We start from the raw sequence: 23,972 nt of genomic DNA, 5'->3' as shown, positions 1-23,972 counted from the left end.
ACTGAAATAAATAATTCCACACCTGAATGAAATCATCCAAAAAATATAATGCCGGGCAGATTCTGTCAATCTGCCTGGCTTTATTTGCCTCATTGGCATTTGCATCGGCGCAGGATCGCCTTGATCAGCCGATACCGGTTGATAATAAGATCCGGATTGGTAAACTCGACAATGGTTTTACATATTATATAAGGCAAAATGGCAAACCCGAGAAACGAGTGGAATTGCGATTGGTTGTGAAAGCCGGATCTGTACTTGAGGACGAAGATCAACGCGGCTTGGCCCATTTTACCGAACATATGGCCTTTAACGGCACTAAGAATTTTGCAAAAAATGAGCTGGTGCACTACATGCAGTCCGTAGGAGTACAGTTCGGTCCCGAAGTGAATGCAAGCACCGGATTTAATGAAACCAGCTACATGCTTACTCTTCCTACCGATTCTGCCCATATCCTTGAAAAAGGATTCCAGATTATGGAAGACTGGGCTCACAATCTCACCTTTGATGATGCGGAAATAGATAAGGAGAGAGGGGTCATCACGGAAGAGTGGCGACTGAACCAGGGACTCAGCCAGCGGTTGCAGGACAAGCTTTTCCCTGTTCTGTTTGAGAATTCAAAATACGCAGTCAGAATTCCCATTGGAACCAGGGAAGTTATTCAGGGTGCTCCTCACGCAACACTTAAGAAATTTTATTCCGACTGGTACCGGCCTGACCTGATGGCTCTCATTGTGGTTGGTGATATTGACCCGGATGCCGTTGAGAAAACTATTAAGGATCATTTCAGTTCCCTTAAAAATCCCGAAAACAGCAGGCCAAGAACAACAACTCCCGTTCCTGACCATGAAGGAACTAAAATGCTTATTTTTTCCGATAAGGAAATGCCTGTTGTTCAAACCGTTTTATTCTGTAAGCTCGAACACTTTAACCAGACGCTTCAGAAGGATTACCGCAAAATGATGATGTACCAGATGATTGCCGGTATGCTCACTCAACGGATCAATGAACTCAGGGAAAAACCGGATCCGCCGGTTATGGCAGGCCAGGTCTCCTATGGTTCGATGGTACCCGAAAAAGATATGTTCCAGGTAGCAGCTGTTGTTCCCGAGAATGCAATAACCAGGGGAATTGAGGCCATGGTAACCGAAACAGAGAGGGCTGTACGGTTTGGATTTACTCCGGGGGAAATCAGCAGGCAAAAGAGCGAGATGCTTACTTCTTATGAAAATGCCTATAACGAGAGAGGAAAAACTAATTCAGCCAATTATGCATCCGAGTATGCCCGTAATTTTACGGTAGATGAACCCATTCCCGGGATCGAATTTGAATATGAATTTGTAAAGCAATATATTGACGGAATCACTCCTGAAGAAATCAATGATCTTCTTAAGCAAAGTCTGAAGCAGGATAACCGGGTGCTTGCCATCCTGGCCCCTCAGAAAGAAGGTCTTGTTTTGCCAGACGACAATACGGTTGAGAAGGCCATCGGGCAGGCGCAGAGCGCTGAGTTAACAGCCTACGTGGATAAAATTTCAGGCAGCCAGCTGATTAAGAACCAGCCAAAGCCTGGCCGCATCCTGCTGACAAAGAAGGATGAAGCCATTGGCACGGTTGAAATGAAGCTTTCGAATGGTGCCAGGGTAGTGTTGAAACCCACAGATTTTAAGAACGACCAGGTTCTTTTCAGTTCTTATAGTCCCGGCGGTTATTCACTTTACAGTCTTTCTGACCATGAATCGGCCACAATGGCTGACGATATCGTATCGGAATGCGGAGTCGGGGATTATTCCTCAAGCGACCTGACCAAGTTGCTTGCCGGCAAAAACGTGTCAGCCAGTCCTTATATTGGTGAGTATTTTGAAGGAGTTACCGGATCAGCGGTACCAAAGGACCTTGAAAGTATGTTCCAGCTGGCATACCTCTATTTTACAGCCCCTCGCAAAGACAGCGTAATGTATGAATCGATCATGTCGCTTCAGAAATCGTATTATAAAAATGCTCTTTCTGATCCGGATACCTACTTTGGTGACCAGTTTACAAGGGCAAAAACACAGAATAATCCGCTGGCAGATGTAATTCCTGACGAAAAGGAGTTAGCCACCGTCAGCCTGGATAAGATTATGAAGGTATATAACGACCGGTTTGCAGATGCTTCGGATTTCACATTCTTTATTGTAGGTTCTTTCAAAATTGACAGTATAAAGCCGCTTATCGAAAAGTACCTGGCCAGTCTCCCTTCGCTGAAACGGGGTGAAAACTGGAAAGACATGGGTATCAGGCCACCGTCGAAAAAAACTGACAAACCGGTTTATAAGGGTAATGACCCCAAGAGCCGGATCGGACTATATTTCGAAGTGCCCGTAACCTGGAGTACCCAGGAGGATCATGTTTTTGAATCACTTGGTGATTTGCTCGACATCCGGTATGTGGATGTGATCAGGGAAGAACTTAGCGGAGCCTATACGATCAGTGTAAATGCCGATATGGGAATGGTTCCATATGCAAGGGCGTTTATCAGTGTGATTATTCCATGCGCACCTGAGAATACTGATAAACTTACAAAAGCGGCCATCGATGAGATCAGAAATATTCAGGAGAACGGTGTTAAGCCCGAGGACCTTGTAAAGGTCAAGGAAGCCCAGCGCCGTAGCCTTGAAAAAAATCTGAAGGAGAACGGCTACTGGCTCGGTCAGCTTCTTACAGGATACCGGTATAACGATCCGGAACTCATAACCCGGTATTCAGGCTGGATTGAATCACTCACTTCGGAACAAATACAGGAAGCCGCCAAAAAGATTGATTTGAAAAAGTACGTGAGGGTAGTGCTGTATCCGGAGAAGAAGAAATAAATAGGAACCGTCATTGCGAGGCCCGATTCCTGCGGGCCGAAGCAATCTGCCCGAACATGCATAGCGATGCAAAGATTTATCGCCCTGCCTGTTTTGGCAGATTGCCTCGTCGCAATGAACTTATCAATAAAAAAAATAAGAATTATCAAGCTCCTCGCAATGAAGAGCTTCTGCTAAAGAATCTTCCGCTTGTCACATACCTTTTTGAAACCACTTCTTTATTCAGATGGTTCCAGAAGGCATTAACATACTCTGTAGTATTTGAGTACTGGTTAGCCGCAGTGGCATGATCCCAGGTATCAAGGCAAAGCAAAGGAAAACCCCTTTCTTTGCTTGTATTCATAAGAGGATTATCGTTTCCTGAAGTGGCCGTGACGAAAAGTGAACCGTCTTTTCCGGAAACAAGCCATGCCCAGCCAGAACCGGATACACGGTTTGCGGCATCGGCCAATGCGGTTTGCAATCCTGCTTCAGAATCAAACGACCGGTTGATCATATAGGTTAATTCAGCCGAGAATGCAGTATTCTTCCGGGGTGTTATCACTCTCCAGAATAATTTGTGATTAAAATATCCGCCTCCGTCAAACCGGATGGATTCAGGCAATTTAGAAATCTTTTCAAAAATTTCGTGAATTGTCTTGCCCTGTAAGCCGTTCTCAGAAACTGTCCTGTTAAAATTTGCAGTAATGTCGCTGTATATGGAAAAATGACGATTCAGAACCTCTTTGTTCATAAAAGGTTCAAGTGACACGATGGAATAATCCAATTCAGGTATCCTGAAAATGCCATCCCATTTTTTGCGAACCCCGGCTGCTTTAAGAGGTGAATTGAGACCTTTTGCAGCAACACCCGCAGTGCCCAGCAATAATGACCTTAAAAATGTTCTTTTATCCACTAAAGAATAATTTAATGGTGCAGCATTAAATTATTACAAAACTACTACAAAAAACAATATAACGTTAAAAAGTTATCAATAGTATTGAAAATGAAGGAATGAAGGAATGAAGAAATGAAGAAATGAAGAAATGAAGGAATGAAGGAATGAAGGAATGAAGAAATGAAGAAATGAAGTTATCATTCTTTCATTCTTTCATTCTTTCTTTTCATTCTTTCATTCTTCATTTTTCATTCATTCTTTCATTTCTTCATTCGTTCTTCATTAATTCCCTGTCAATCATCCTGTCTACACGGGCTACCGATTTACGCAGGCCTGAAAGGATAACCGGATTTTCATTCGGAAGTATCACCACCCCATCTTCCCACCATTGAGCAAAGCGGGCAAAGCCTGATTTTTTCCTATATACGATTTTATCCGGTGAATCTATTGTTTTTACATATTGCAGATTTTCAAGTACTTTTTCGAAAACAGCACGGTTCTCGGCAAATGTGCCGTTGAGATGGCGTTTTACACGGGTGAAAGCAACCAGCGGATAAAGAAATGAATAAACAACAATCAGGATCGTCAGCGGCATGTAATGCTTGTCGGTAAACGCCTCAAAAAAATTGACGGTTGGCTTTTCATGTGTAAGCAAAGGAACAACAACCAATACAACTGTAAAGATTACAGCCATATATAAAATGAATTTAATAAATCTTCTCAGGTAATCGCTCATAGTTTTATTATTTAATTTGTCAATACAGTTTTTAAAGGAAGAAAAGGGTCACGCCCGCAAGGCTTATCAGTGTGCCGATGATTTCTCGGAGTGTGATTTTATGTTTAAAATACCACACACTCGGCGGTATGATGAAAATAGGAACCATGGCCATAATGGTTGATGCTATTCCCGTTGAGGTATAGCGGATGGCAATGAGCGAAAAGGAAACTCCCAGGAAAGGCCCGAAAAAAGCTCCGACTGTCACATGTGTCATAGCTTTTTTGTGCTTAAGCGCTTCAAAAACAGGGACCCATTTTTTCATCAGGGTAATGATTATAATAAGTCCGATAATTCCCATAAAAACCCTGATTTGTGTGGCGGCAAATGGACTGTACTGTTCCATGCCGTACTTGCTGAACACAATGCCCAGGGCTTGTCCCAACGCACCGCCAAACGCATACAGAAGTCCCAGCAAAGGTTTGCTCGATTTGAATTTCCTGCTTTCCTTGTCCCTGTGAAGCATGGCTACAACAATACCGAGCATTGTGATCACAATTCCACTGATGGAGATCCATCCCAGATGTTCATCAAGTAAAAACCAACCGAAAATGGCAGCCATGGGAGGTGCCAGGGTCATAACGAGCATGGCAAACCATGAACCGATAATCGTGAATGATTTCAACAGGAAAAAATCGCCGATTACAAAACCGATAAGGCCTGAGATTGAAAGCCAGATCCAGTTGTGGGCTGAGGCATCATACGGGAAAGGAATGCCGCGTACAACCAAGTTCAGCAGGCTTAAAAAAGTAAATCCTATAACCAGCCGGATAATATTTACCGGTATTGAACCTACTTTCCGGCTGGCCGATTCAAAGGCAAGTGCTGTGATCGACCAAAAGAAAGCCACAATGAGAGCGGCAATTTCACCGTAGTGATGAGAAATCATTTCGTTTTCAAAGGCCGTAAAGATATAGAGAATTTGGGGATAGAAGGAAAGGATTCGTTATCTTTAATTCGACGAATTGAGAATTGATTTGTTAGTATAGGCTATATATGCTGGATGCTGGATACTGGACGCTGGATACTGGATACTAGATACTGGATACCTGCGGTCCCTATAGTCCCTATCGTCCCTAAGGTCCCTGAAAATCAACACCGAACGCCGAACACTGATTTACGATTTAAGAAGTTTTACCAACAGACCAACAGACTAAAATGACCATTGTAAAAAATATACCGATCTTACTTTTCACTTTTTTCACCGCTTGCACCCACCTTCAGCCCGTTGAAAAAATCGATCGCAAGGCGCTTGTAGAAAGACATATTGTGAATATAACCACGGTCGATTCAGTGTCTTCACTTACTGTGGGCAATGGCGGATTTGCATTTACAGTTGATTTTACAGGACTGCAGACTTACCCGGAGTTATATGAAAACGGGATTCCTCTCGGCAGTTATTCAAACTGGGGCTGGCACAGCTTTCCGAATATTCATAATTACAATATTAACGAATGCCTGAAAAATTACAATTACCACGGTCGTAAAGTATCCTATAATGTCGAGTGGAATAACACATCCCGAAAGGAAGCCGCCGCTGATTATTTCAGACAGAATCCGCACAGGGTACACCTCGGAATGCTTGGCCTAGATCTGATACATCCCGACGGAAGCCCTGTAAACCCCCGTGACATTGATTTTGTCAGCCAGTCGCTTAACCCGTGGAGCGGAAAAATTGAAAGCGCCTTTATTGCTGAAGGATACGCTGTGAAAGTGATTACCTATGCCCACCAGGAAATGGACGTGGTTTCGGCAAAAATTGTATCTCCTCTGATTTCAAAAGGTCTTCTCAGGGTAAGAATCCGGTTTCCTTACCCATCGGGGCAGCATACTGACGAAGGCTGCGACTGGACCCGGCCTGAGCGTCATATATCCCTGCCTCGCTATGCAACCGATACCTCGGTTATAATAAACCGAAGGATGGATTCAACATTTTACAGCGCTAACCTGGCTTGGAAGGGGAAAGCCCGGCTATTGAAGAATGCAGCACATGATTTTATAATTGTTCCGGATTCTCTTCGGGACTCATTTACCATCAGTTGCTTATTTTCACCGGAGGTGACAGAAACATCCGTTCCTGATTTCGAAACCACCGAGCGCAATAACCGGGTTCTCTGGGAAGCTTTCTGGTCGGCCGGTGGGGCGGTCGATTTCAGCGGAAGTACTGACCCGCGGGCTGCTGAGCTGGAACGACGGGTTGTGCTGTCGCAATATCTTACTAAAATACAGTGCTCCGGAATACTGCCACCCCAGGAAACAGGCCTTACATACAACAGCTCGTACGGCAAATTCCATCTCGAAATGCACTGGTGGCAGTCGGCACATTTTGCACTCTGGCAACGCACTGCATTGCTCGAGAAAAGCCTGGGATATTACCTGCGAATTTCGGAGAATGCATTTAACACGGCAGATCGCCAGGGTTTTCGCGGATACAGGTGGCCTAAAATGACTGATCCTTACGGTAATGACAGTCCTTCAGATATAGGAAGCTTCCTGATATGGCAGCAACCTCATGTCATATACCTGGCAGAATTGTGCTACCGCAGCAAACCGGATGTTGAGACGGTGAGAAAATATGCAGGTCTTGTTTTTGCCACGGCTGATTTTATGGCTTCATATGCCTGGCGCGACAGGGTAAACAATCGGTTTGTACTTGGACCGACCCTTATTCCTGCACAGGAACGATATCCTCCTGAAACCACACTGAATCCTTCTTTTGAGCTGGCTTACTGGTATTATGGTCTTGCCACCGCACAGAAATGGCGGGAACGGCTGGGAATACAAAGAAACCAGGAGTGGGACAGCGTGCTGGTTCAGTTATCGCCTTTGCCAAAATCGGGTAATATTTACCTTGCCACTGAAACGGCCCCTGATTCTTATACTAATCCGAGGTTTCTGACAGACCATCCTGTTGTGCTCGCTGCTTATGGTATGTTGCCGCAAAGCAGGCTTGTGGATACAGCAGTGATGAGAAAAACATTTGATTTTGTGTGGAACAACTGGAACTGGAATGAAACCCGGGGATGGGATTTTCCGATGGTTGCCATGGCAGCTACCCGCCTTGGTATGCCTGAAAAGGCTGTTGATGCGCTTTTTATGAAAACCGGATCCAATACATGGCTTCCGAACGGCCATAATTACCAGAACGACCGGCTGAGGGTTTACCTGCCCGGCAATGGCGGTTTGCTCACCGCCATTGCCATTATGTGTGCAGGTTTTGATAATTCCCGTACCGATCTTCCCGGTTTCCCTAAGAACGGAACGTGGAAGGTCAGATATGAAGGAATAAATAAATTACCATAAAAAGCAAAGGCGCAGTTATAAACTACGCCTTTTGGCTCTAAGCTGTGTTATTAAATCAGACTCTGACAGGTCCTCCGGACTCTGTCAGGTCTTACTCCTTACTCCCTACTCCATACTCCTTACTCCCTACCGGGCTCTCAGCGCTCTCCTCTCTTCTCTCTCCTCTCTCCTCAGCCTCCTGTGATGTGATCTGCGCCACATATTAATCTTCGCTACCCACAGAATCTTATACATTACGGGTATAAACAGAAGAGTCAGAACTGTCGCAAACGACAAACCAAAAATGATTGTCCATGCCAGGGCCCCGAAGAAATCCTTTGTGTCACTTCCGATATGTAGCTGCGGGCTTAAATCAGTAAGCAGGGTGGCGAAATTAATATTAAAACCGATGGCCAGCGGAATAAGACCCAGAATGGTGGCTGTAGCGGTCAGCACAATCGGAGTGATCCTGACTTTTCCGCCCTGTACAATGGCTTCGCGTGTCCGCATACCGCCTTCCTTCAGCCTGTCGGTGAATTCAACAAGCAATATTCCGTTACGTACCACAATACCGGCCAGTGCAACAATACCCATACCTGACATGATGATGGAATAATCCATATTAAACAGCGTGAATCCGAGGATTACACCGATAATACTGAAAAGGATTTCCGAAAGGATAATTACCGGTTTGCTTTTTGAATTAAACTGGGTTACGAGAATGAACAAAACCAGGAATATGGAAAGCAGCAAAGCTTTACCGAGAAATACCATGTTTTCAGCCTGGTCTTCCTGTTCCCCTGTAATGGATATTTCAATGGATTCCGGTTTTTCAAATTTCGGAAGAGCCTGGCGGATCTTTTGGTTCACCGCGTTGGAGTTATAACCCGACAACAGGTTTGACGACAGCGTGATTACCCGTTTCAGATCCTTCCTTTTGATACCCCCGTATGTGTTCTGGTATTTTATCGAAGCCACAGAGGACAACGGAATGCTCTTGAGGCGTCCGCTTGCCATATCCATAAAAGTTATCTTCAGGTTCATAAGCCTGTCGATATTCTCACGCTGGTATTCGCTGTAACGCAATTGTATAGGATACTGATCTTCTTCTTCACGGAATTTGGATACTTCATTACCAGTTATGGCCGTTCTGAGTTCCATTCCGATCTGACCGGTTGTAATCCCCTCCCGGTTGGCACGCTCACGGTCAATATTAACTATCAGTTCAGGTTTGAAGGTTTCAAAGTCCGATTTGAGGTCTTCTATACCGTCTATTCCTATTGAATCAATAAAACGCGACAATTTATCCGTTGTGGCGATGAGCTCATCCAGGTTTTCACCCGAAACCTCAATGTTTATGGGCTTGCCGACAGGCGGGCCATTGCTTTCCTTGTTAACTGTTATTTCGGCACCTGCAATATTCCTGACTTCTTCCCTTATTTTATCAACATAGGGCGTCGTTTTCTGACCATGACGTTTGGCGAACTCCACAAAGTTTATTGAAATCCTTGCCAGGTTAGAATTAGCCTGGTCACCGGAAGCAAACATTTCAGAAGTGGCATTCTTGGCAACGTTTGTGATTACCGATTCAACGATCGGGTTGTTTTCGCCCAGAACTTTGTTCACTTTGGATTCGACGACCCTGGCAACGGAGTCGGTAACATTCACTTCGGTACCGATTGGCATTTTTATTTCAACATAAATCGACATGGGATCACCCTCCGGGAAGAAAAGCACATTGGGTTTACTCCATACAAAAATGAAAAGACTGAGGACAAAGAGCCCTATCAATTCCCACAGCAGCCTCTTCGGCCGTTTTCCTTTCAGTGCCCAGCGCAATGCCTTTTCATAATTCTCAAGCATACCCGGAATAACGCGTTGCTGGAATTTAAGCAGTACTTTCCACATCCAAAGGTTGTGAGCTACATAACTCAGGGCAATGAATACACCCAGGTTGGCTAAACCCATGAAGAACTTCATTCCGGCGAATCCCGGTATATAAAATAATGCTGAAATAAGGAAAATGATCAGACCGGTTTTCAGAATTTTCCTGCGGTCTCTTACTTCCCCTTCTTCTTCATCAGGTTTCATAAATGAAACAGCAAACACGGGATTAAGAAGGTATGCTATAAGCAGTGAAGCAATCAGGGTGGTGATAAGGGTAATCGGAATATAATACATGAATTTACCCACTACACCAGGCCAGAAAGCAAGCGGAATGAACGGCGCAAGTGTAGTCATTGTTCCTGAAAGAATCGGAACAAATACCTCACCGGCCGCTGCTTTGGCTGAATTTTTAATATCCATGCCCGTTTTTTTGAAAATCCGGTGCGTGTTTTCAATTACTACAATGGCATCATCCACTACAATACCAAGGGCAAAAATGAATGAGAACATCACAAGCATATTCAGGGTGAACCCGTATACAGGTAGGAAAACATATGCCAGGGCCATGGATAGCGGAACAGAGAACCCCACGAAAATCGCATTGGTCAAACCCATAAAGAACATCAGCACAATCGTAACCAGGATAAAACCGATTATGATGGTGTTATTGAGTTCCTTAAGAATGTTCTTTGTGAAATATGACTGGTCGCCTGAGATCACAATATTCAGATCTTTAGGCAAATCAGTTCCTTTCATGTCATCCAGGATGACATTAATCTGGTCGGCTGCGTGAATCAGGTTTTCACCACTTTTTTTGATCACATTCAGTGTTACCACATTTTTTCCGAATAACCTTGAATAGCTTTCGGCCTTTTTGTGAGAATCCTTTATTTCGGCGATATCTGAGAGCCGGACAATGGCTCCGCTTGAAGAAGTAAGCGTGATGTTTTTGATCACATCGGCGTTTACAAATTCACCTACAACCCTCACCGAGCGGCTCATTCCTTCCATATCGATGTTTCCGCCGGAAATGGTAACGTTTTCGCTTTTAATGGCGTTTTCAATATCCCGGAAAGTAACCATAGCGGCCTGCATCTTGTACATGTCCACATTAACCTGGATTTCCCTGTCGAGTGCACCTACAATATCCACGCGGGTTATTTCAGGAACCTGTTCAATCCGGTCCTGCATAAGGTCAGCGTATTCCTTTAGATTATCCAGGCTGTAATTACCCGAAATATTGATATTCATAATCGGAATATCCGAGAAATCGATTTCAGCAACAGTCGGATCATCAGTGAGATCATTAGGAAGGTCGCGTGCTGTTTTGTCAACGGCATCCTTAACGCGCTGTTTTGCCTCCACTATATCCGTACCGGCGTTGAATTCAACAAGGATCATTGAAAAATCCTGGACTGAATTGCTCGTGATCGTTTTCATGTCTTCGAGCGATTTCATATTCTTCTCCAGCGGCCTTGTAATGAAGTTTTCCATATCCTTTGGCGATGTACCCGGATAAATGGTCGAAACCGCCACATAGGTAAGTTTTATTTCAGGTATCTGTTCCTTTGGAATCGTGGCATAACTGATGAACCCGAAAATTGCAAGGATGATAGCCAGCATGTACATGCTGGTCTTATTGTCAATCGACCAGCTTGTGGGCTTAAATTCTTTGTAGTTTCCTATCATGATAACGGATTTTTTGGGTTAAAACCTTACCGATTCACCTTCGTTCAGGTTAAGATAACCTCCGGTAATTAACTTTTCGCCGGGTTCGAGACCTTTAACAATCTCTGCCAGTCCATTGTAAACCTGTCCGGTCTGAACCTGTTGCTTCCGGGCTATATACTTGTTATTTTCCTCTTTGGCCACAAGCACAAATTCTCCGTTGTTGTCATTTCTTACAAGGTTTACAGGGATTACAAATGCATTCCTGGAATTGTAATCGTTAATTTTCAGAACAGCCACCATGTTGGCTTTCAGATCCTGGCTTCCTGTTTTCAAACGGGCCTCAACAGTAAAGGTGCGGTTTGTGGGGTTTATGTATTTGCTGGTAAAGCTGACATTGGCATTGATTTCTTTCTTTATATCAGGAAGATAAACAATAACCTCATCGCCCACGTTGATTTTGTCGGTATAGGCTTCGGCCACATCGGCAGTCACCTTCAGGTCGCCGAAATTCACAACCCTGAATGCCGGCATCTGCGGAGAAACTGCCTGGCCAACTTTTACCATTGATTCTTCAACATTACCGGTTATCGGTGATGTGATCCTTGTCATGTCGATTTGCTTTTGCAGACCTGCAATTTGCGATTCAAGCGACTCCTTGGCTGTTTTAGCCTGGAGGTATTGCATTTCAGAACCGATCTGCTGCTTCCAGAGATTTTCCTGTTTCTTGAATGTTTCAACTGCCAGGTCGTAGTTTGTTTGAAGAGCTTTTAACTGCTCCTGGTAGGCGGCATCATTCATGCGGGCAAGTACCTGCCCGGCACTAACGCGTTGACCAACACGGGCTGTAACTTCAACCAGGTTGCCCATCATTTCGGGATAAACGGCCACATTCTGATCACCGTCGAGTTTTCCCTGCACCTCAATATAATGTTTGAAGCCGGCGGCTTTTACTTCCTCAATGGCTACGAATGTAGATTTTGCATTTATACTGTTTGAATCTCCCGAAGCGGCAATTTCTGCTTCAAGTTTTTCTATCTGTGCATTGATTTTGTCTCTTTTGCTTTTTAATGCTTCGAGCTGGGCTTTTTTATCGCCGCCACCGCATGATGCAATAATAAAAAAGGTCAGAAGGATTAATACTCTTGTTTTCATGGTTGTGTTCATTTTTGTGTTGTTCATTTTTATTGCGCTAATAATGTCTCTAGTTTTGCTTTAGCGGATACGTAAGAAAGCACTGAATTAAAATACAGGCCTTCGGCATCCAGGTATTGTGTTTGTGCCTGGTTAAGGTCAAGGCTTGAACCGACTCCTTCAGAAAATTTCGTAACCGATTTCTTGAATATTCTCAGTGAAAGATCCCTGTTTTCTTTTTGCATGGTGTAAATATCCCTGGCGGATAAGTATTCCGATAAGGCAGTCTCATATTGTATCATCAGGCTTTCAGCTGCCATTTCGGTGTTTGTTTTAGCTTTCAGATATTCAATTTTTCTCTGACTTACCTGAGATAAGCGCTGTCCGCTGCTCCATAATGGGAAATTAAGCGTCAAACCGAAAGTATTGGCAGACTGGTCATTGAATAAATTATTGTCAAAGTCTTCATACCTCTGGTAGAAACCGGAAATTGTAGGAAGGAACTGCGATTTTTGCGCCTGCAAATTCAGTTTGGTAAGGTTTTCCTGGGTAAGCAGGAGCCGGTAGTCAATATTATTTTCAAGCCTGAAGGAATCCAGGTTTTGAGTGTTCATCAGGAAGCCGTCAACAAGCGGTTCAATACGGTCAGTTAACTCAATCGGCTGATCGATGGGGATTCCCATCTGAAATTTAAGAAGCCTGTCAATCAAATCAATCTGCCGGACCGATACCGATAAGCGGGTTTTAATATTGGACTCCAGAATTTTGAGCTGATCCACATCGGTTGATTCAAGAAAACCGTTCTGATAATATTGTTGGGTTTGGAACAGCGTTTTCTGAACCGTTTTAAGAGTGGAATCAAGAATTTCCTTGGCTTCACGGGTGATGAGCACCATGAAATAAGTATTCGTAATGTTCTCTGCAACACCTGTTTTCGACTTTGTCTCAGCAAGTTCGGATAATCCCGAATACACTTTTGATGCTTTCAATCCGACAAGATACTGACCGTTGAAAATAAGTTGAGAAACCTGTATATTCATGAAGAAGCTTGTCTTCAGGTCATCAGGGTTGAAGTTGCCGAAGGGACTGCCTCCGCCGCCTCCTGTTGTATCACCGCCTGTAAACAGCTGGCCTAAACCGGCAAGTTTGGGTGAATAGCTGTATGAACTGTTTAACACTGCCTGCGGTAAACCGGCAGCTGTAGTTTCCCATATTTTCTTTTTGGCAATTTCAACATCGCGTGCAGAATTCAGCAATACCGGACTGTTTTTAAGTGCGTACTGCCTCGCTTCTTCAAGCGAAAATTTCATGGATTCATTGTTCTGCTGAACCTGTGACTGAACAGGAAGGACAATGCATAACATGATCATCATGTACAGATAAATAGTAACTTTCATTAGATAATGGTTTAACAGTTTAAACTTTACTTGTTTTGGCGCCCAAACGATTTTAATTCATCGTCAAGAACCTTTAGACCTTTTTCACTGACAATCCCCCTAAGGTGATAATTGAAAAATTCCATTGAAAATGCCGGTTCCAAAAATTCAGCTACCGTTATGATCTCGCTTTCAAACATGCTGTCAAGATGGGATTGTGCAATTTTGGCAACAACTTCAGCATTGAGATCCGACCTGTACAACCCTTCGTTCTTTCCGCGAACCAGGTTATCATGTATAAACCGGAGCATGTTTTCTCTTCTTACTTCCCTGAGCCGTTTATGAAGGTCAGGATAATATTTCCTGAGATCAAACTCGGCAACAGCACTGTATTCCCTTAGCATAAAACTCACACATCGCGAAATTTCAGCAATCTGTTCAATGGCATTCAGATTCTCGCTGCAACTCTGCATTAAATGCGATTGATGCGATGATATTTCAAGCTCCACTACCTTGCTTACCAATTCATCTTTGTCCTTCACATACTGGTAAAGCGTCTTTTTAGAAATACCAAGCTCACGCGAAACATCATCCATGGTGATGCTCTTAATGCCGTATTTTCTGTATAAAGCAAGAACCCTTTTTAATATAACCGACAGTTCTTCGTTCATGCTGCAAAAATAAACTAAAAAAACTATAGAAACAATTTATACGAAAAAAGTTTCCAATAGATTTTAATGAGAAAATTTTTACCGTTTTTCGTTGCTGTAGGCGCAACTTTCGAACTGAATTTCAACAAGGGCAGGAGGTAAAAATCACTCCCTTTATTCAAACTGTATACTTCCGAAATTCCTGTAATCGTGGAAGTTCACGTTTACAGGCATCCACATCCAGTCGCCCGGTGTTTCATCATAGTCAATCCTGTAGAAATTGGCACGCCATTTATCTCCCGATACCGGAGACTTTTGAACCATCGGTTTCATCAATTCAAAGGGAATGAAAAATTCACCGACCCATTCGGTTACCTGGTCACTCTCGTCTTTTATGATCTTCGCTTCATGCCTTGTTAACCGGTTTCCATTGTAATGCCAGGGAATCCATCCAAGAAATTTGCCGTCATAATTGGGAACCATCAGAACAAGCTCATAATTCAGGGGCGATAGTTCATATTCAAAGTATACAGGCAGCGATTCATCAGCCCAGAAAAAAGCCTCCACCACATCTTCATTGTACAGGTCAAGGTTCTCACCGCGTAATGTGGCAGTGATTTTCCTGTCCTCGCAGTGATAAAGGCAATAGATTCCCGTGACGGAATATAGTATTTTAAACCGCGTTTTGTAGGGCGATTTCGACTGGTTCTGCACCAGGTCGGTCCAAGAAGTTTTTTGCCACTCATTATTGCTTCCGTCGCCTGTCAGCGCGAAATCACTGCATTTGCTCACCTTAAGCACGTGATCAGCAGGGTTACCCGACTGACCGAATCCGCTCTTCATCATAAAAGCTGCGATTAGAATGGTTAATACTATTTTAGACATATCTTATTGTATAATACTTCCACAATTGCCAGGCGAAGTCTCCGACTTCGTCTTACCGTTCTGATCATTTTGAATCTTCATTACCAGACTCTGACAGGTCCTCCGGACTCTGTCAGGTCTTACTCCCAATCACCAATCACCAGTCACCAGTCACCAGTCACCAGTTACTGTTTCAGCCACCGATCAAGCCACCCGAAAAACTCCCTTTGCCACAGAATGCTGTTTTGCGGTTTAAGCACCCAGTGGCTTTCATCCGGATAGATAAGCAGTTTGCTGGGGATGCCTTTTAATTGTGCGGCATTGAAAGCCTGCAGGCTTTCGGTATAGGGAATCCTGAAATCATTCATTCCGGACACCAGCATGATCGGCGTGTCCCATTTATCTACATAAAGATGGGGTGAATACTTTGTGTAGCTTACAGGCTTTGGATTATCCCATGCATAACCACCCAGGTCATGATGAACGAAAAACATTTCGTCAGTGGCAGTCGATTGGCTTTCGAGGTTAAACATTCCGCAATGGGCTATGAATGCCTTGAACCTTTTCTGGTGATGACCGGCAAGATAAAGTACCGAGTAACCGCCGTAACTGGCACCCACGGCTCCCAGGTGATCAGAATCCACATAGGATTCCCTGCTTATCGCATCAATAGCGCTGAGATAATCCTTTATGTTTTGTCCGCCGTAATCACCCGATATCTGGGCATTCCAGTCCTGGCCGAATGTAGGCAATCCCCTGCGGTTGGGGGCCACCACTATATATCCTTTTGAAGCCATCAACTGAAAATTCCACCTGAATGAAAAAGATTGCGACACGGCGGATTGCGGTCCCCCCTGGCAAAAGAGCAAGGCAGGGTATTTTTTGGTTGAATCAAAATCAGGCGGAAGAATCAGCCACACGAGCATATCCTTTCCGTCTGTTGTTTTTACCCATCGCTCTTCAACCTTTGCTGTTTTTATGGCATCATAAATATTTTTGTTGGTGTGAGTAAGCTGGGTTTCTTTGCCTGATTCCGGATCAATCCGGAAAAGCTCGTTCGGCATAATCATACTTGCCCTGGTACCAACCAGGATTCCGTTACTATAGGCCAGGTTGGTGTAATCATGAACACCCTTTGTTACCTGCCTGAAGGTTTTTGTATCGGCATTAAATTCAAAAACCTGGTAGGTGGCTTTTACACCGCTTATGAAAAAGATCTTTTTACTGTCATCTGTCCACGAAAAATGTGCGGCGTTCTGGTCGAGATCAGCAGTAAGATAAGTCTTTTCCTTTGTATTGAAGTCGTATACGAATAGCCGTTCCTTATCCGCTTCATATCCGGGTGTTTCCATACTCATAAAGGCCAGCCGGGAACCATCGGGCGAGAAAACAGGGTACTTTTCATAACCGGGCATTCCTTCGGTTATATTTACAGTATTGCCGCCCTCGTCATAAACATAGATATCGGAATTGGTGCTTTCACTGTAGGCCCTTCCGGTAAGCTTTTTACAGGTGTAGGCCAGTTTTTTTCCATCCGGGCTCCATGAGATTTCTTCTATTGAAAAGTAAGGTGAAAGAGGAGAATCAAAATGCTCTCCTTCCATGATATCCTTTCCTGTCTTGATATTGCCATCCTCAAAACGGGTGATAAAGATGTGGCTGTAAGAATAATCGGTCCATGAATCCCAGTGCCTGTACATCATATCCTCGAACACCATTCCTTTGGCAAGGGGAAGATCGGGATAGATATCCTCGGTGGTGGAATCCATTTTCACATCCTGAGTATAGAAAACATTCCGGCCATCAGGTGCAAAGCCAAATGCATTCACGTCGCCCGGAATATCCGATACAACATGGGCATCCGAACCATCCCGTTTCATTGTCCATATCTGCATCCGATCATCCGATTTGCAAAGAAAGGCCACCTTATCGTTATCAATCCACCGCGGATTGGCACAAGATCCCAGGTTGGATGTAAGGTTTACCGGCTCTCCGCCGTTTGACGGAACCGAATAAATCCAGGTATGCCTTTTATCGGTCTTTGCGTCGTACCTTGTTACTGTGTACAGAATGGCGCTGCCATCCGGTGAGAGTTCCATTTCACCAACACGTCCGAATTTCCAAAGTATTTCCGGTGTAAAGCGGGCATTGGTAATCTCTTCGGGAGTAAGCTGGTTTGAAAAATCACCTTCGGCCTGGTTGCCGTTTTTATCTACGGTATTACAACTAGTAATCAGCATAATCAGAATTACGGGAATAATAACTTTTTTCATAAAATAAGAAATGGTTCATAAAGGTAAAAGTTTTGAGCGAACTTGAGAAAATGAACTGTATTTTCGGGGTTTATTTTCGGGGTCGGACCAAACTAAACCATTCTTGAACAGAGTATTAATGCCAATTTTTGGGCAAATATTGACCTTAGAGGCCTGTTTTTGGGCATGTTTTTGACCTTCTAAGATTTAATGTTCAAATGTGTGAAATCTTACAGACCTGTTTTTGATACCAAAAATGAGCCTCTAAGATCGAAAATGCGTTCATTAAATGAGTTAAAAAACTAGGCAACAAACAATTAGTCTGGTCCGACCCCGAATACAGCAAATCTCTCAATTCATTATCTTTACGTTCTGAAATTTTTAAATAATGAAACTCCGCAGTGAATTTAAATGGTCTTTGATAGTGCCTACCAGCATGGGTATCAGGATAACACCGGTTAACGGACAACCTGTTCAAAGTAGTGAAATGTTTCACATGCAGGCCACAAGCGCTGAATCAAACGTGGCCAGTATTTCTTCGTACCTGGGTCTTCCTGTGAAAGTTCTGACTACTTTTGTGAAAGACAGTCCCATAGCCGCATTTATAAAAAGCAACCTGGCGGCAAGGCATATGGCCTATGAGGGAAGGGAAGTACCACAGGGTGATCCCTGGGGTTACAGGCACCAGTTCAACATAGCCGACAGCGGCTATGGATCCAGGGGTCCCCGTGTTCTGAATGACCGTGCCGGTGAGGTGGGAAGAACGCTGAATGTAAAAGATTTTGATCCGGAAAGGATTTTCGGATCCGAAGGGGTGCAGATCTTTCACTTGTCGGGGCTCATTGCCGCGCTTTCCAAAGAAACAAGCACATTTTGCCTTGAACTGGCAAGGGCTGCAAAAAAGCATAACACCCGCATTTCATTCGATCTGAATTACAGGGCTTCATTCTGGAAAGGCCGCGAAAAGGAACTCAGGGATATTTTTACGGAAATAGCCGGAATTTCGGATATACTGGTTGGCAATGAAGAGGACTTTCAGCTGTGCCTCGGCATTGAGGGTCCCGCGGCGGGTGGCAAAGAACTTGGCTCGAAAATCCAGGCATTCAAAGGTATGATCAGCAATGTGAAAAAGGCTTTTCCAAATGCTTCCGTATTTGCCACCACACTCCGTCAGGTTATCAGCTCCAACTCGCATATGTGGGGCGCTATCATGCTTGAAGGCGATGACTGGCATGTAATAGAACCGCGTGAAATTGGTGTGCTCGACAGAATAGGCGGAGGTGACGGATTTGTCGGCGGTTTACTGTATGGCATACTTAAAGAATGGGAGCCTGAGAAATGGATCAGGTTTGGATGGGCAAGCGGCGCACTGGCAACTACCTTCTTAACCGATTATGCTCAGCCTGCTGATGAAGAGCAGATCTGGAGTATCTGGGAAGGTAATGCCAGGGTGAAAAGGTAGACTTCAGATTTCCTTAAGAAGAGTGTTCTCCGGTGAATTGTGTATGTCCTCATAGAAGGAATCCACAATTTTGTTGATCTTCCTGAGTTGTTCGGTTTCTCTTTCAAACGGAACGGTTTGTCCCAGGTTCTCAAGTTTACTGATCACATAGCTCACTGTTATTTTGGATGTATCAACAGCCGGCTGGTAAGCCACTTCGCGGATCTCGGGATTCATGGTCTCTGAGATAATCCGCGCAGCAAGCAGATCGTAAATAATTTCACGGACTATTCTTACAGGAATATTCAGATCTTCAGCAATTTGAGCTGAATCCATCGCATCACGCCCGTCGGTGAAGTTCCTTACAATCTTGTGCATGACAAGCAGCATAAGCACCCTCCGGTCTTTATGACTTACATTTAATTCCTCTGCTTCCTGTTCATAGTGGGTTGCATTCTGGTATGCATAGGATATTTCAGCGCCAAATAACACAATCAGCCAGCTCCATTCAAGCCACAGCATGAACAGGGGAAGAGCGGCAAAGGTTCCGTAAATGGCTCCGTAACTTGACAAGGCCGACTGAAAATTTACATATCCCCACTGAAGCAGCTGGAAAAGTGTGCCGGCAATGATACCGGCTGATAATGCGGGTACAAACTTTACCTTTGTATTGGGAACTACGATGTAAATAAGCGTAAATACAAACCAGATAAGGGTATAGGACAGAACGGAAACCAGGATTTTAAGTATAGAATCGAGGTAATGAAGGAAAGGCAGCTTGTCGGAAATGACATCCAGTTTGGAAACATTGAAACTGCTTGCGATGATTAAAAATACAGGAGCTATGATCATCAAAGAAATGTAATCGGTGAACTGCCGGGTGATAACACGTGATTTCTTCACCTGCCAGATGTTGTTAAAAGAGCTTTCAATATTACCGAAAACTTTTACAACCGACCAGAACAGGATGATCACTCCAATACCGGTGATATATCCTGTGTTAATGTGCCCGAGGTAATGATCGACAAAATTAAGCACAACCTTCAGCACTTCCTGTTGTCCTCTTAACCGCTCGGTAAGCAATTCGGCAAGCTTTTCCTTAAGGCCGAATCCCTGCGCAATACCAAAAACCATGGCCAGGATGGGAACAATCGATAACATGGTATAAAACGACAGGGCTGACGAACGAAGCTGGATCTTATCCTTGTAAAAGCCTCTGAAGGCTAGAAAAAGGATTTTTCCCTGCCTTATAAAAAAGTTAATTACAGGATGTTTGCCCTTTGTGGATATTTTCCAGATGTCTTTCTCGAAAAACTGGCTGATCTTGGTTATTATATTTCTTTTCATACTTCTTGCGCTTGTTAAAAGTACGATTTTTAATATATATTTACGCTGATTTGAGCATTTGGTTTACATGGCAATACCCAATCTGTCTGATAAAAAAATTCTCATTGTCGAAGATGACGATATGAGTTTCCTGTATCTGAACCAGCTTTTCCTGCTTACAAAGGCTTTTGTACAAAGGGAAAAGACAGGAACCGGGGCCCTTTCTGAGTTCAAAAATGGCAGCTATGACCTTGTGTTGATGGATATTCAGCTGCCTGATATGGATGGAAAACAGGTGACCCGCGAAATCAGGAAATTTAACACAGAAGTACCAATTATCGCTCAGACTGCATCAAGAGCCATTGATGAAAGGGATGTGATCATGCAATCGGGATGTACCGATGTACTGTCGAAGCCCTTCAGTATGAATGAAATTTTCAGCCTTATAGAAAAGTACCTCTTGCGATGACCCGTAAAATTGTCGAAAAAAAGTCCGTACTTAGCCGGTAAAACCAACACCATCTTAATGTTATGAGAAAAGCGGGACTAATAGGAGGAATGGGACCGGAGTCGACCCTTGATTATTACAGTGCCATCATCAATGCGTTCAAGAATGACAAAGGGATTATGAATTATCCCGAGATGATCATTTACAGTGTAACCCTGTCTGAATTTCTCGACCTGATGCAGGAGAAGAAATATGACAGGGCAGTGGATCTGCTTGTTGAAAAACTTGAGGCTCTCAAAAGAGCCGGTGCTGATTTCGGGGCAATTACGGCCAATACGCCGCACATGTTGTTCGACCGGATCAGGGAACGTTCGCCGTTACCGCTGATCAGCATTGTGGAAGCCACTTGTGAAGAAGTCAAACGAATGGGATTGAAAAATCCGGGTTTGCTCGGAACCGGCTTCACAATGAACGGCACATTCTACCAGGATGTTTTCGGAAAACATAATATACAGGTAATTGTCCCCGAACCGGAAGACCGGAAAGTGATAAACCAGAAACTGTTTTCCGAGATCGAGCTCGGTATATTCAGGGATGAAACCCGTGATTTGCTTGTCGATTACATCCGGAAGATGGTTAAAGAAAACCACATCGATTCGATGATCCTTGGCTGCACCGAATTTCCGTTGATCCTTACGGCGCCGGAATACGCCGGCATTCCCATGCTCAACACCACTCAGATACATGTGAATGCGATTGTGAAAAAGATTAAGGAGGTTTAGAAGAACCGTTTGGTAACGCCGTCATTGCGAGGAGCTTGACATATTTTGATTATAGCAGGATTTTAATGTCGACGAAGCAATCTGCACGCACTGGCAGTACATAACCAGATAGATTCCTTTTTGCCAGGGTGTGCCTGTGCTGGCAGATTGCTTCGTCGCTTAAGATTTTGACTATAATCAATTATCTTTCAAGCTCCTCGCAATGACGAACTGTATTTCTCCACATACTCCTCCTTCTTCTTTGCTTTGTACTGCATAATGTACCGCGGGTGTTCGAGCGTTATGATGGTTTTGAAAAAGCCGTGTTTTTCATTGATTTTCCTCAGAAACGCATCATTCTTGCCTGTTCCGAGGCAATAGCCTACTTCACGGTCGATTCGGAAATCAAGCTGCTGTTTGAGCGTTTCAATAATGAAATCATATACCACATCAGTTAATTCCCGGCTATCATAATAGTTATAATTTACAAATTTTCCTTTTTCATTCTGCTTAATGAAACCAAGAGGACAAATGGCGCTGATGAAGAACCGGCTGTAAAAAGAAGAAACTCCGCCACAGGCTTCGATCATATTATAGATAAAAACGGATGATGGTTCGAAAGACCGGAAACCGTTGAAAGGAATGCCGCAATTGTCATTCAGCCTGATCGTATCGGTAAAAGGAATGCCTGTAATTCCTGCACCAAAACGGCCCGGATTGATACCCAGGAGGATTCTCCGCGGATTTGTGTCATTGAAATACTTCATGTAGAACGCCTCAGCAAGTTCGGAAGCACCGCTTTTTTCCCTGAATGGATTCATAATACGGATACCATCGGGAAGCGATTCACTGAAATCAACACTCCTGTAAAACGACAAAACCTTTTCTGCAAACGTCATAGCTTAAAAAGTGGAAAATTAGCGATATTTATTTCTATATTTGCAGTCTATGTTAACCATCCGTTTGGATATCTGCTAGTATAAGTTTGTAATTCTTCCGGAATACAAACTTCACAATTCGTAAATCGGTGTTCTTCAATCGATATTAAATGTATTTATAGTATTTGAAGACAACTGTATTACCAATTACCAGTTACTAATCACAAGTCACTAATCACTAATCACTATTCCCATGATTCTCGAACAATTCGGATGGAATGATTTTTTCAATAACCATTATATTAAAAACACAGATCCTGCCTTTAAACCGGCAAGAGTAGTATCTCTGAAAGGCTTTAAATACCACCTGGCAACCGAAAAAGGCGAACTTCCGGCCGAGCTGTCAGGCAAACTGATGTACGCTTCAGCACCGGATGAAATGCCGCGGGTGGGCGACTGGGTATACTACCTCGATTACGAAACACAGGGTTACATTATGGAGGTTTTCCCAAGATTGAATTCACTTTACAGGAAAAGTCCCGGAAACCGCAGTGAAATACAGGTTCTCGCAGCAAACGTAGATTATGCCCTGATTGTCCAGGGCCTTGACCGCGATTTTAACCTGATGAGGCTCGACAGGTATATTGTACAGGTTACAGGATGCGGAATTAAACCGGTTATTGTCCTGAATAAAGAAGACCTTGTTGAAGACCGGGAAGTATACCGCCATGAAGTGGCACGACTGCAACGGGATTATCCTGTGATATTCTGCAGTACGATTAACCGGTCTGAATTCGAACGGTCGTTTAAACCGGTATTGCAGCCCGGTAAAACACACATTATGATCGGTTCATCAGGTGTGGGCAAGAGTTCTATAATCAATACGCTGCTTGATGAGGTATTTCTATCGACACGTGAAATCAGCGATTCCACTGCCAAAGGAAAACATACGACAACAACCCGTGATCTATTTATGCTGCCTGATGGCAGCATGATCATTGATACCCCCGGTATGCGCGAATTCGGCATCGCTCTTGAGGATGAGATCACTTCTTCGGGTATGTTTCCGGCCATTGATGCACTTGCAGTGAACTGCAGGTATGCCGACTGCCGGCACCAGAATGAAAGCGGGTGTGCTGTGTTGGAAGCCTTTCAGAATGGCACCCTGGATGCAAAAATCTATAACAGCTATGAAAAACTTCTGAAAGAGCAGCAGCATTTTGAAATAAAAATTGAGGATAAAAAGCGCCTCGGCAAACAATTCGGCAAAATGATCCGTGAGGCGAAGGAGTATCGCAACAAGTATAAGTATTAAGAAAAGCTCGTCATTGCGAGGAGCGTGATGATAAAGCGGCCAGATTGCTTTGTCGACAAAACCTTGTGCTATAATCATTTATTTGCCCGGCTCCTCGCAATGAAGGCTCTGTCAAGGTTGGTAAAAAAAAACCTGCCCGGCAACCCGGGCAGGTTTTGATTGGATACTATAAGATCACAGAACAGAAAT

Annotated in this window: 17 protein-coding genes; 6 read left to right on the top strand and 11 right to left on the bottom strand. The window is 43.9% G+C overall.

Annotation, left to right across the window (positions count from 1 at the left end; translation table 11 throughout):
* Positions 1-26 precede the first annotated feature (26 nt).
* Entirely contained in the window at positions 27-2,849 is a 2,823-nt protein-coding gene (locus tag VK179_12615) for an insulinase family protein (protein ID HLO59580.1), read from the top strand.
* A 145-nt stretch (positions 2,850-2,994) separates the two neighbouring features.
* Here VK179_12615 and VK179_12610 read toward each other — a convergent pair whose 3' ends face one another.
* The 3 genes from VK179_12610 to VK179_12600 all read right to left on the bottom strand — a co-directional run bounded on the left by VK179_12610 (position 2,995) and on the right by VK179_12600 (position 5,390).
* Positions 2,995-3,744, bottom strand: coding sequence for a superoxide dismutase (locus VK179_12610; GenBank protein HLO59579.1), 750 nt, complete (start codon positions 3,742-3,744; stop codon positions 2,995-2,997).
* A gap of 250 nt (positions 3,745-3,994) precedes the next feature.
* Positions 3,995-4,462, bottom strand: coding sequence for a hypothetical protein (locus tag VK179_12605; protein ID HLO59578.1), 468 nt, complete (start codon positions 4,460-4,462; stop codon positions 3,995-3,997).
* A gap of 31 nt (positions 4,463-4,493) precedes the next feature.
* A complete protein-coding gene (locus tag VK179_12600) occupies positions 4,494-5,390 on the bottom strand; it encodes a DMT family transporter (GenBank protein HLO59577.1) in 897 nt (298 codons plus the stop codon).
* Positions 5,391-5,659: 269 nt separating this feature from the next.
* Between VK179_12600 and VK179_12595 the strand changes: the two genes are divergently transcribed.
* Positions 5,660-7,804, top strand: a complete 2,145-nt coding sequence (locus VK179_12595) for a hypothetical protein (protein ID HLO59576.1) — start codon at positions 5,660-5,662, stop codon at positions 7,802-7,804.
* Positions 7,805-7,930: 126 nt separating this feature from the next.
* On the opposite strand, the gene VK179_12590 is transcribed toward VK179_12595, so the two are convergent.
* The 6 genes from VK179_12590 to VK179_12565 form a co-directional block, all read right to left on the bottom strand.
* The gene (locus VK179_12590; GenBank protein ID HLO59575.1) at positions 7,931-11,359 is read right to left on the bottom strand and encodes an efflux RND transporter permease subunit; all 3,429 of its coding nucleotides are present in this window, start codon (positions 11,357-11,359) and stop codon (positions 7,931-7,933) included.
* Between the two features lie 18 nt (positions 11,360-11,377).
* Positions 11,378-12,493, bottom strand: coding sequence for an efflux RND transporter periplasmic adaptor subunit (locus tag VK179_12585; protein ID HLO59574.1), 1,116 nt, complete (start codon positions 12,491-12,493; stop codon positions 11,378-11,380).
* 29 nt (positions 12,494-12,522) lie between these two features.
* On the bottom strand, positions 12,523-13,869 hold the full coding sequence (locus VK179_12580; protein HLO59573.1) for a TolC family protein: 1,347 nt from the start codon (positions 13,867-13,869) through the stop codon (positions 12,523-12,525).
* Between the two features lie 26 nt (positions 13,870-13,895).
* On the bottom strand, positions 13,896-14,519 hold the full coding sequence (locus VK179_12575) for a TetR/AcrR family transcriptional regulator (GenBank protein HLO59572.1): 624 nt from the start codon (positions 14,517-14,519) through the stop codon (positions 13,896-13,898).
* Positions 14,520-14,672: 153 nt separating this feature from the next.
* Complete coding sequence (locus tag VK179_12570; protein ID HLO59571.1) at positions 14,673-15,383, bottom strand: carbohydrate-binding family 9-like protein; 711 nt, start codon at positions 15,381-15,383, stop codon at positions 14,673-14,675.
* 164 nt (positions 15,384-15,547) lie between these two features.
* Entirely contained in the window at positions 15,548-17,635 is a 2,088-nt protein-coding gene (locus VK179_12565) for a S9 family peptidase (GenBank protein ID HLO59570.1), read from the bottom strand.
* A 367-nt stretch (positions 17,636-18,002) separates the two neighbouring features.
* On the opposite strand from VK179_12565, the gene VK179_12560 reads away from it, so the two are divergent.
* A complete protein-coding gene (locus VK179_12560) occupies positions 18,003-19,076 on the top strand; it encodes a PfkB family carbohydrate kinase (GenBank protein ID HLO59569.1) in 1,074 nt (357 codons plus the stop codon).
* A gap of 3 nt (positions 19,077-19,079) precedes the next feature.
* Here the strand turns inward: VK179_12560 and VK179_12555 are convergent, their stop codons facing one another.
* Complete coding sequence (locus tag VK179_12555) at positions 19,080-20,402, bottom strand: YihY/virulence factor BrkB family protein (GenBank protein HLO59568.1); 1,323 nt, start codon at positions 20,400-20,402, stop codon at positions 19,080-19,082.
* Between the two features lie 67 nt (positions 20,403-20,469).
* On the opposite strand from VK179_12555, the gene VK179_12550 reads away from it, so the two are divergent.
* Positions 20,470-20,850, top strand: coding sequence for a response regulator (locus VK179_12550; GenBank protein HLO59567.1), 381 nt, complete (start codon positions 20,470-20,472; stop codon positions 20,848-20,850).
* 62 nt (positions 20,851-20,912) lie between these two features.
* Complete coding sequence (locus VK179_12545) at positions 20,913-21,611, top strand: amino acid racemase (GenBank protein ID HLO59566.1); 699 nt, start codon at positions 20,913-20,915, stop codon at positions 21,609-21,611.
* Positions 21,612-21,799: 188 nt separating this feature from the next.
* Here VK179_12545 and VK179_12540 read toward each other — a convergent pair whose 3' ends face one another.
* Positions 21,800-22,489, bottom strand: a complete 690-nt coding sequence (locus VK179_12540; GenBank protein HLO59565.1) for a uracil-DNA glycosylase family protein — start codon at positions 22,487-22,489, stop codon at positions 21,800-21,802.
* Between the two features lie 232 nt (positions 22,490-22,721).
* Here VK179_12540 and rsgA point away from each other — a divergent pair, with 232 nt between their 5' ends.
* The gene (gene rsgA / locus VK179_12535; protein HLO59564.1) at positions 22,722-23,783 is read left to right on the top strand and encodes a ribosome small subunit-dependent GTPase A; all 1,062 of its coding nucleotides are present in this window, start codon (positions 22,722-22,724) and stop codon (positions 23,781-23,783) included.
* Positions 23,784-23,972: the final 189 nt, after the last annotated feature.

It is taken from the genome of Bacteroidales bacterium (assembly GCA_035299085.1).
GTDB lineage: Bacteria > Bacteroidota > Bacteroidia > Bacteroidales > UBA10428 > UBA5072.
Note: the sequence above shows the minus strand (reverse complement) of the source record. Positions and strands in the feature narration are given on the sequence as shown.

Coding starts and splice junctions, on each gene's coding strand:
- VK179_12550 (HLO59567.1), top strand. CDS start 20,470: ATGGCAATACCCAATCTGTCTGATAAAAAAATTCTCATTGTCGAAGAT.
- VK179_12555 (HLO59568.1), bottom strand. CDS start 20,402: ATGAAAAGAAATATAATAACCAAGATCAGCCAGTTTTTCGAGAAAGAC.
- VK179_12540 (HLO59565.1), bottom strand. CDS start 22,489: ATGACGTTTGCAGAAAAGGTTTTGTCGTTTTACAGGAGTGTTGATTTC.
- VK179_12600 (HLO59577.1), bottom strand. CDS start 5,390: ATGATTTCTCATCACTACGGTGAAATTGCCGCTCTCATTGTGGCTTTC.
- VK179_12570 (HLO59571.1), bottom strand. CDS start 15,383: ATGTCTAAAATAGTATTAACCATTCTAATCGCAGCTTTTATGATGAAG.
- VK179_12595 (HLO59576.1), top strand. CDS start 5,660: ATGACCATTGTAAAAAATATACCGATCTTACTTTTCACTTTTTTCACC.
- VK179_12560 (HLO59569.1), top strand. CDS start 18,003: ATGAAACTCCGCAGTGAATTTAAATGGTCTTTGATAGTGCCTACCAGC.
- rsgA (HLO59564.1), top strand. CDS start 22,722: ATGATTCTCGAACAATTCGGATGGAATGATTTTTTCAATAACCATTAT.
- VK179_12590 (HLO59575.1), bottom strand. CDS start 11,359: ATGATAGGAAACTACAAAGAATTTAAGCCCACAAGCTGGTCGATTGAC.
- VK179_12580 (HLO59573.1), bottom strand. CDS start 13,869: ATGAAAGTTACTATTTATCTGTACATGATGATCATGTTATGCATTGTC.
- VK179_12565 (HLO59570.1), bottom strand. CDS start 17,635: ATGAAAAAAGTTATTATTCCCGTAATTCTGATTATGCTGATTACTAGT.
- VK179_12545 (HLO59566.1), top strand. CDS start 20,913: ATGAGAAAAGCGGGACTAATAGGAGGAATGGGACCGGAGTCGACCCTT.
- VK179_12615 (HLO59580.1), top strand. CDS start 27: ATGAAATCATCCAAAAAATATAATGCCGGGCAGATTCTGTCAATCTGC.
- VK179_12605 (HLO59578.1), bottom strand. CDS start 4,462: ATGAGCGATTACCTGAGAAGATTTATTAAATTCATTTTATATATGGCT.
- VK179_12585 (HLO59574.1), bottom strand. CDS start 12,493: ATGAAAACAAGAGTATTAATCCTTCTGACCTTTTTTATTATTGCATCA.
- VK179_12575 (HLO59572.1), bottom strand. CDS start 14,519: ATGAACGAAGAACTGTCGGTTATATTAAAAAGGGTTCTTGCTTTATAC.